This window comes from Streptomyces sp. NPDC025618, from assembly GCF_055558795.1.
Genome location: NZ_JBVHLW010000080.1, coordinates 1 through 8,566, shown reverse-complemented (window position 1 = coordinate 8,566; position 8,566 = coordinate 1). Strand labels below are relative to the sequence as shown.

The 8,566-nt window shown below is 68.8% G+C and carries 7 protein-coding genes and 1 pseudogene; all 8 read left to right on the top strand.

Features of this window, described 5'->3' with window-relative positions; translation table 11 throughout:
* Positions 1 to 141: 141 nt before the first annotated feature.
* Positions 142 to 247, top strand: a pseudogene (locus ACZ4A5_RS31275) (4-hydroxy-3-methylbut-2-enyl diphosphate reductase); the annotation flags it as partial.
* Positions 248 to 272: 25 nt separating this feature from the next.
* On the top strand, positions 273 to 1,595 hold the full coding sequence (locus ACZ4A5_RS31270; RefSeq protein ID WP_467591669.1) for a cytochrome P450: 1,323 nt from the start codon (positions 273 to 275) through the stop codon (positions 1,593 to 1,595).
* Entirely contained in the window at positions 1,592 to 2,695 is a 1,104-nt protein-coding gene (locus ACZ4A5_RS31265) for a terpene synthase family protein (RefSeq protein ID WP_467591666.1), read from the top strand. The genes ACZ4A5_RS31270 and ACZ4A5_RS31265 overlap by 4 nt, the downstream gene beginning before the upstream one ends.
* Complete coding sequence (locus tag ACZ4A5_RS31260; RefSeq protein ID WP_467591663.1) at positions 2,695 to 3,396, top strand: hypothetical protein; 702 nt, start codon at positions 2,695 to 2,697, stop codon at positions 3,394 to 3,396. The genes ACZ4A5_RS31265 and ACZ4A5_RS31260 overlap by 1 nt, the downstream gene beginning before the upstream one ends.
* A gap of 50 nt (positions 3,397 to 3,446) precedes the next feature.
* Entirely contained in the window at positions 3,447 to 4,967 is a 1,521-nt protein-coding gene (locus tag ACZ4A5_RS31255; protein WP_467591660.1) for a PEP/pyruvate-binding domain-containing protein, read from the top strand.
* 327 nt (positions 4,968 to 5,294) lie between these two features.
* Positions 5,295 to 6,749 (top strand): PEP-utilizing enzyme, encoded by a 1,455-nt coding sequence (locus ACZ4A5_RS31250; RefSeq protein ID WP_467591658.1) that lies wholly within the window; start codon positions 5,295 to 5,297, stop codon positions 6,747 to 6,749.
* A gap of 151 nt (positions 6,750 to 6,900) precedes the next feature.
* Positions 6,901 to 7,896, top strand: coding sequence for a hypothetical protein (locus tag ACZ4A5_RS31245; protein ID WP_467591655.1), 996 nt, complete (start codon positions 6,901 to 6,903; stop codon positions 7,894 to 7,896).
* Between the two features lie 345 nt (positions 7,897 to 8,241).
* Positions 8,242 to 8,566: undecaprenyl diphosphate synthase family protein (locus tag ACZ4A5_RS31240; protein ID WP_467591652.1), on the top strand; the 325-nt coding region annotated here is incomplete at its 3' end.

Below are 8,566 nucleotides of genomic sequence, written 5' to 3'. Positions count from 1 at the left end.
CCTGGCCGCGCTGGAGTCCGCGTCCTTCGGGCAGGCCGCCACCGCAACCCTTCACTCTCTCGCCGAATCCGCGGTGCGGAGGCATAGATGACCACCACCTGCTCCCGCCACCGCGACCTGCCGGCCTCACCGCCTCCGGTGCGGAACCGTCAGGCCGCGGTGAGGAAGCTCGCCGAGGACGCTCAGCTGGTCATCGTCGTCGGCTTCAAGAAACTCCTCGAACTCGATGGCTCTCGGCGAGCTGTCGCGCATGCGGCGATGGAGAGGACCCGATGACTTCCTACCGGCTCGCGGACGCCCCCCATGCGCTGCCCCTGCTCGGCCATACCTGGCCTTTGATGCGGGACCCTTTGCCCTTCCTCACGTCCCTCTACCCCCACGGTGACCTGATCCGCCTGCGCATCGGGCCGGGGATCGCCTACCTGCCGTTGCACCCGGACCTTGTCCAGGAGGTGTTGCTCACTCCCCGGATCTATGACAAGGGCGGGGCGATGGCCGACCAGGCACGCAAGTTCGTGGGCAACAGTCTGGCCAGCTGTACCTGGAACGACCACCGCCGTCAGCGCCCGATGCTGCAAGCGGCGTTCCGTAAACATGACCTGATCGAGTACTCCACCGTCATAACCGAGGAGGCCGGCAAACTGTCGCGGTCCCTTGCCGACGGGCAGACCTTTGATGTCAACGCCACGATGAGTGTCCTCATCAGCAAGATCCTCGTCCGCACCATGTTCTGCCAGGACATCGACGACGCCACCGCCCGCGAGATCGACCACTGCCTGTCCACCATTTTGCGTGGCGCCTACCTGCGCAGCGTGTACCCGGCCCTCGACAAGCTCCCTCACCCGGGCAGCCGCACCTTTCACGATGCCATCCGCCGCCTGTGGGCATTCATCGACACCGCTGTCACCCATTACCGCCAGAATCCGGCGGGCCGCGGCGTCCTGCCCTTGCTGATCCGCGCGGACGACCAAGGGCAGCTGCCGCCCGGCGAGTTGCGCGACCAGCTTGCCGTCATGCTCCTCGCCGGGAGTGAGACCACCTCCACCTGCCTGGCCTGGACCTTCGATCTTCTCGGCCGTCACCCCCGTATCCGCCGGCGTCTCCAGCGCGAAGCCCACGACGTCCTCGGCGACCGGCCCGCGACCGCAGCCGATGTGCCCGCCCTGGACTACACCCGGCGCGTCGTGACCGAATCCCTGCGCATGTACCCGCCCGCATGGATGCTCCCGCGCCTGACCACCTGCGACACCGAACTCGGGGGCCACCCCATCCCCCGGGGAACGACCGTCCTGCACTCCCACTACGCCCAGCACCGCAACCCGGCCGTCTTCACCGCCCCCCACACCTTCGCCCCCGAGCGATGGGCCACCGGCAAGCCGGCCTGCCCCGGGGCGTTCATCCCCTTCAGCTCCGGCAGCCGCAAATGCATCGGCGACACCTTCGCCATGAACGAAGCCACGATCATCGTCGCCACCCTCGCCTCTCTGTGGACCTTCACCCCCACCACCGCCCGCCCCCCACGGCCCCGCCCCCAGGCCAACCTCGGCACCGGCCCCCTGCCGATGACCGCGACCCGCAACCCGGAGCGGCGATGAGACCGGAACCCGCGCGCATGGACTACGACATCCCCGCCTTCTACTGCCCCATCGAATCGGCCATCCATCCCGCCGCGCGGGCTGCCGAGCAGCGCGCCTTCGCCTGGGTCAACACCTTCCAGCTGGCCGCCGACCCATCCGCGTTCCTCAACCTCGCCGAGACCCGGGCCGCGGAGTTCATCTCCCGCATCATCCCCGATCCCGCCATCGACGAGGAACGGCTGCAACTCCTGGTCGACTACGCCTACTGGCTGTGGGCCGTCGACGACGGATACTGCGACCTCACCGGCATCGGCCACGACCCCACAGCCTTCCTGCCCGCCATGGCCCAGCTGTGCCGCATCGCCGAAGCCCCTCACCGCACCCTGCCCGAACTCCCCGAACAGCTCGCCCCCGCCGGCGCGGCCCTGCGCGACCTGTTCGAACGCATCCGCACCCACGGCACCCCCGCCCAGCTCAGACGCTGGGCCCTGCCTTTGCACGGCGGGGTGCTCTACGCGGGAGCACAGATCACCTACCGGGGGGCGGGAACCATGCCCTCCCCCAACACCTACCTCACCGCACGCCTGCACGCTTCCGGCGACATCTGTGTCCTGCAGTGCATCGATCTCGTCCATGGCACCGAACTCGATCCAAGCGCTGTGGAATCCCCACCGGTACGCGCCCTGCTCGAGATGGCCGCCATGATGATCGCCCTCGACAACGACCTCATCGGTGCGCAGATGGAAGAGGACCGGGCCTTCAACGAGCAGAACATCATCACCGTTCTCGCCGCCCACACCGGCCTCCCCGTCCAGCAGGCACTGCGCCGCGCGGTCGAACTACGCGACACGGTCATCAGCCGATTCCTCGAGCTCTACCAGGCCATCGCCCCCCACACCGAGCCCCACCTGAGCTGGTATCTCGACGACCTGCGGCACTCGATCCGCGCCAACATCGAATGGGCACTCACCGCACCCCGCTACACCAAGCACTTCCGCCATCCGATCGCATCCACCGACCGGATGTGGACCACCACCTGCACCGCACAGGATCCCCCCGCCTACCTGCCCTCCTTCGCCTGGTGGTGGGAGCCGTCCCTGGGAAAGGCGGGGCCGTGATGACCGATGCCGAGCACTCGAACCGGCGCGTATGCGGCGTCATCGGACTGTTTCCGTCGGCTCTGGCGATCGTCATGTTCGCGCTGGGCCGCTTCCCCTATCCCGACCTCAACCAGTCGGCGCAACGCTACCTCGACTACGCGAAGGGCATCGGGGAGGCCCAGATCCTCCTGTGGGCCGTGCTCGGCGTGGCTGTCTCCCTGTTCGCCACACGACTCGCGCTGGCCTATCGCTACCGGGTGGGAGCGTTTACCGGAACCAACTTGACGATCATGGTGATGGCCGCGGCGTTCGCCGCCTCCGTGGCCATCACCGGGGGCCAGTTCCTGGCCATCCCGATTTTCGCGCACGGCTACCCGGGCTACCGCAACGGCCCCTGGAATGCCGACATTCTCACGTTCGTGTGGGGCATGGCCAACGCCTGCTATGTCGTGTCCTTGGCTCTGCTGGTGGTCATGTTCCTCGCCCTCGCCGCAGCCAACGCCCGCAGCCGTCTGCTTCCCGGATGGCTCGGCACATGGGGTGCCCTGGCCGTAGCGGTCATGGACGCGGTCTCCATGGCGTTCATCTACGTCCCTGAGGGCCGCTGGTCACCGGGGTCCACCTACCAGGTAGCCCTGCACATGCCTCTCACCTTCGGCTGGATCACCGCGGCTGCGGTCTATCTCCTCACCCATCCACGGTCCACACAGAGGGAGTAGGTAATGCCGGAGAACGCTTCCCCCGTCAGCCGCCCGCGTACCGGAGGCGAATGATGGCCGCGGATACCACGGGTCTGCTCCGCCAGATCTACGACGAGGAATTCCTGGACGCGAACGCTGTGTTCAAACGGATGGTGACCGACTGGCAGTGCCAGGGGCCCGGGCGGGACGTGCTGGAGGAGCTGGGGCCACGGCTGAGCGCGGTGCTGGAGCGGCTGGCCCAGGCGGATCCGGGCCTCGGCCCGTATGCGGCCCGGTTTGCCGCCGCCCTGCGCAGGGTCCAGTCCGGCGAGGACCGCTGGCTGACCGGGGTACTCGTCGACAGTTGCCACACCGTGTGGTTCCAACTCCACCAGCAGTTGCTCACCCGGCTGGGACTGTCCCGGACCGAGGAGGAACAACGGACGCCGGCCCGGGTGCTGTGGATCAACGGGCGCCTTACCGACGGCCCGCGGATCATCGGTGCGAAGGCGCACGGACTGAATGTGATGATGTCCCTCGGCTTGCCGGTGCCGCCCGCCTTCGTACTGCCCATCTCCTGGTGTGCTGTGTGGTTGCGCACCCGGCGATTGCCGGTGCAGGCGCCTGTGCTGCTGCACGAGGCGGTAAGCCGGCTGGAGGGAGCAACCGGACGCCAGCTGGGGTCAAAGTCCCGGAGGCTGACGGTATCGGTGCGCTCCGGTGCTGAACACAGCATGCCGGGGATGCTCGACACCGTGCTCAACATCGGCACCCGTGAGGAAAGCCAGTCACGGCGCGACCTGGAAGCGGCGATCACCACGGTGTTCGGCTCCTGGTGCGCTCCGGCCGCAGCAGCTTACCGCGAGGCCCGGGGTCTGAAAGGCGAAGGAACGGCAGTGATCGTCCAGGCCATGGTGGACGGCTGCCTGGACCAGTCCTCAGGCAGCGGCACCCTGTGTACTCGGAACCCGGTGACCGGGTACGCGGTGCCCTACGGCGAATGGCTGCCCGGCCGCTCCGGCAGCGACCTGGCCTCAGGCCGGGCGACCCCGCTGCCTCTCCAGTCCCTGGCCGATGCGCTACCCACTGTACACAGCGAACTGCTTGCCGCTGCAGCACTGTTGGAACAGAGCGCCGGGGCACCTCAGGAGGTCGAGTTCACCGTGGAGTCCGGCCGGCTGTGGCTGCTGCAGACCCGAGCTGCCCACCTGGCCGACAGCACAGGCTCCGCGGTCGGCTCCGGAAGGGAAGACGGGCTGCTGGCACAGGGCATTGCGGCCAGCCCCGGTTACGGCCGCGGTCTGGTGGTGCCGGACGCTGACAGCGCCGTGCGCCTGGCCGCAGCCGGTGCCGATGCGGTCCTGGCGAGGCCCACCACCGACCCCGACGACATCAGGGGAATCCTGGCATCCCGCGCATTGGTCACCGAGCGGGGCGGGGCGACATCGCACGCGGCCGTAGTCGCCCGGGAACTGCGGGTGCCGTGCGTGGTGGGCTGCGGCCCCGGCACCCTGACGGCCCTGGCCGGCCACACCGTGATCGTGAACGGCACCACCGGGAGCATCCATGCCCAGCAACCCGCGAAAGGGCCGGGACACGATACCCGTTGACCCCGCCGACGAACAGCCCCGCCCCCAGAACTCCATCGCACCGACAGCCCAGAGCCCACCCCGGTCCCCAGCCGCCGCTCTTCACCCGCCCCTTGCGCTCACTCCCCGCTCACAGCCACGTCACCACCCGCCTCATCCCGGAAGGACATTCCCGCCATGGGCCCGGACACCCAGCCCTTCCCGCACCACAGTGATCCCGTACATGTCACCTCGCCTCCCCGCGTCGCCTGGACCCGGGTGAATACCGCGGAGGCGGTCAGCGGCGTGACGTCCGCGCTGTGCGCATCGGTATGGTCCCAGGGGCTCGAGGTAGGGGGACGCAGGGCCATGGCTGCCCTGGGAATCCTGGCACGCAGGGAAGCGCGACAGCGTCCTGCCACCGTGGAGGAGTGCGTACTGGGCTTTTTCTACGGGCGGATGGCGGCCAACGTGGACCTCCTCCGCCGCTGGATGAGCCTGCTCCCCGGCGACCACCCCGACGCCTTCGAACGCAACGTCTTCGGCACCGTACGCCCCGACGCGCCAGCAGTACCTCCCCACCGGTGGCGGCTCCCCGTGATCGCCGTCAAGGCACCGGTAACCGCCCTCATGCAAACCCGGAGGGTACGGCGCCATCATGCCCGCCAGCTCTCCTGGTGGCGCACCAGCACCCGCCCTCAGTGTCCGACGCCGCCACTGGAACTGCTCGACGCCGCCGTGTCCCGCTTCCAGACGTCATGCCGCCTGCAGACCATCTCGCGCAGCCTGACCGACGGCGTACACACCCGTCTCGCCCGGCTCACCGAACAAGCCGGGCGCCCCGACCTGCTGACAGCGGTCTTCCGCGGCCCGGGCGACAGCCCCGAAAGCATCTTGGCCCAGCACCTGTGGCACCTGTCCCGCGGCCGGCGCACGCTCGATGCCGTGCTGGCCGACCACGGCTTCCACGGCCACCACCAAGGCAACCTCTACGGCCACTCCTGGCGCGAGGACCCACCTGCCCTTGTCACATACGCCGACGCCCTGCGCACCCGGACCGAAGACGAGGAACCCATCCGGCGAGCCCAAGCCTCCCAGAAGGCCCGGCGCGCGGCGCTCACCACCTTGTACGGTCTGCTGCCCCCGCGCCACCGCCTGGCCCTGCGCATCACCGCACGGATGGCCGGCCACCAGACCCGCAACCTCCAACTGGCCAAAGAAACCTCCCTGATGGCCCTCGACACAGCCCGCGCCGCGGCCCGCCGCCACGGCACGCACCTCGTCACCACCGGCGTACTCGACAGCCCTGAGGACATCGTCCACCTCACCCTGGCCGAACTCGCCAACCTCCCCTCCCCAGACGCGCGGGAACAGGTCGCCCGCCGCAAGCAGCAGCACATCACCCACCAGGGCATCGAGCTTCCGCTGTCCTTCGTCGGCATGCCCACCCCCACATCGCGCAGCACCGACAACACCCACACACACGCCGACGAACTGGCCGGCACCGCCGCCTCCCCCGGCATCGCTGAAGGCCCGGCCCGCCTCCTGACCGACCCGCACACCGACGCCCTGCCCCGGGACGGCGAGATCCTGGTGTGCCAGACCACCGACCCCAGCTGGACCCCCGTACTGATCCTCACCGCCGCCGCCGTCGTCGACATCGGCAGCGCCGCAAGTCACGGCGCGATCATCGCCCGCGAACTAGGCATCCCCTGCGTCATGGGCCTGGACGCCACCAGCAGGCTGCGCACGGGAGACCGCATCCGCGTCGACGGAACCCACGGCACCGTCCACGTACTCCACCGCCCTCAGAAGCTGTCGTGACACAGCCGGCAAACGCTCCGCCCACAGGAACCATGCATACGCCACCGCAGCCTGCCGACGGGCATCCGCTACCGACGCCGCTTCTGAGCAGACACATTGACGACCTGCCAGCAGCTGCTCTCCGGCTCCGCACCGAAAGGTAGGACGCATCATGACACTCACCCCCGCCGACGAGTTCCGCCACACCGCCGGCCCTCATCCCCGCTGGCAGGAAAACTACTGGCTGACCGCGTGGGACGACCAACGCCACTGCGGACTGGGCTTGCACCTGTCGCATCAGCCGCACGAAGGCTTCGTCGAGGTAATGGCGGAAGTGCTCTTCTCCAAGGAGATCATTTCCATGGGCGGCCGATACGCCTGCGACGACGCCTTGGCTGTCCCCTGCCTGGACGCTGACATCCGAAGCCCGTTGGAACACTGGACCCTGCGGTTCTCCGGCCGCGGAAACCGTGGCCCGAACCCGCACGGTCTGTACTCCAGCGGACCGGGAGACGTGCCCTTTGGCTTCACCGTGGAATTCCGCCAGCCCCTGCCGCCGATCGACTTCGGATCACTGTTCGAATCGGTAGCGCCGCACTCGGCCGGGAACCACTACGCAGCCGGAGCACAGTTCACGGGGGAGATCTGGGGCGCGGAACATCGCACACAGCTCTCCGGACTCCTGATCCGCGATCACAGCTGGGGGATCCGCGACGTCACCTGGGACTTTCAAGCCGGCGGCTACTTCGCTCTCGACGGAGCAAACACGATCGTCACCGTAGCCTCCTTCCTGACCGGCGATCACTGGGACGGGATCTTCGTCGTCCACGACTCAAACGGAGGTCATAAACACAGCGGCGATCCATGGGTTCGCTTCAACGGGCTGCCCCTCCTCGACGGCTACCGAAACGGCAGCATCCTCAGCCCAGGCGAGCAGACGACCCTGGAGTTCACCGGACACAGCCGCATCCGAAAATGGATGCCCAGCGCCAGGTCCGATCACAGCTTCCTCCACGAGAGCACCCATTCCACTGCGCGCTGGGGTGACAAGTCAGGATCGGGCGAGGCACACAGGACCTATCCGGGAAACAGCCGGACCGGCCGGCTGGACCTACCGGAGAACGGAAGAGAAGGGACACCATTGCCCATCATCAACCCTTCGGGCTAAACCTGGCTTCCCCCGCACCGCCTTCCCCCACTCGGCATGCACCGCGTTCTCCGCCCGCGCACTGACGGGCAGGGTGACCGACTCGCCGTCGAAACCGACCGAGCCCCTCGCGGCCTCCAGCACCTCACGAGGCGTTCACGCCCGGCCCACAGCCGGTCGCCTCGCTGGTTCACTCGCCCCTCCTCGTTCCGAACAGGCCGGCGGCCGCGCCTGGCGCAGGACGGCCGCGGCCGCCACCTGGCCAGGCCCTGGCCTGCCTGGGGGAAGCCGCCCCCGGCCGGCAGGCCCTGCCCACGCTCGCCCATACCTGCGCCTGCCGCGACAGGCAAGCCCACGGAGCCACCGATGAACCACAACACCCCCCACCCCGCACCACCCCCCGACACCGGCCCCCCGGAGTCGACATCGCCTGCCCCCGTGCGGGACTCCCGTGGCCAGCCGACGCCCCTCCTCGCCCAGGGCACCCGCGGGCGCACGCCAGCACCCGCCGCGAAGCAGGACGACCCTGTCCCGTCGTCTGCGGCTGTGCCCCGGCATCTCGCGGTGATCCTGGACGGCAACCGGCGCTGGGCCCGCAAGCACCACCTGCCCGCCACCGTCGCCTACCAGGCCGGGGCCCAGCGGGTACACGACCTGGTGACCTGGTGCGAAGGAGCCCACATCGGCTACG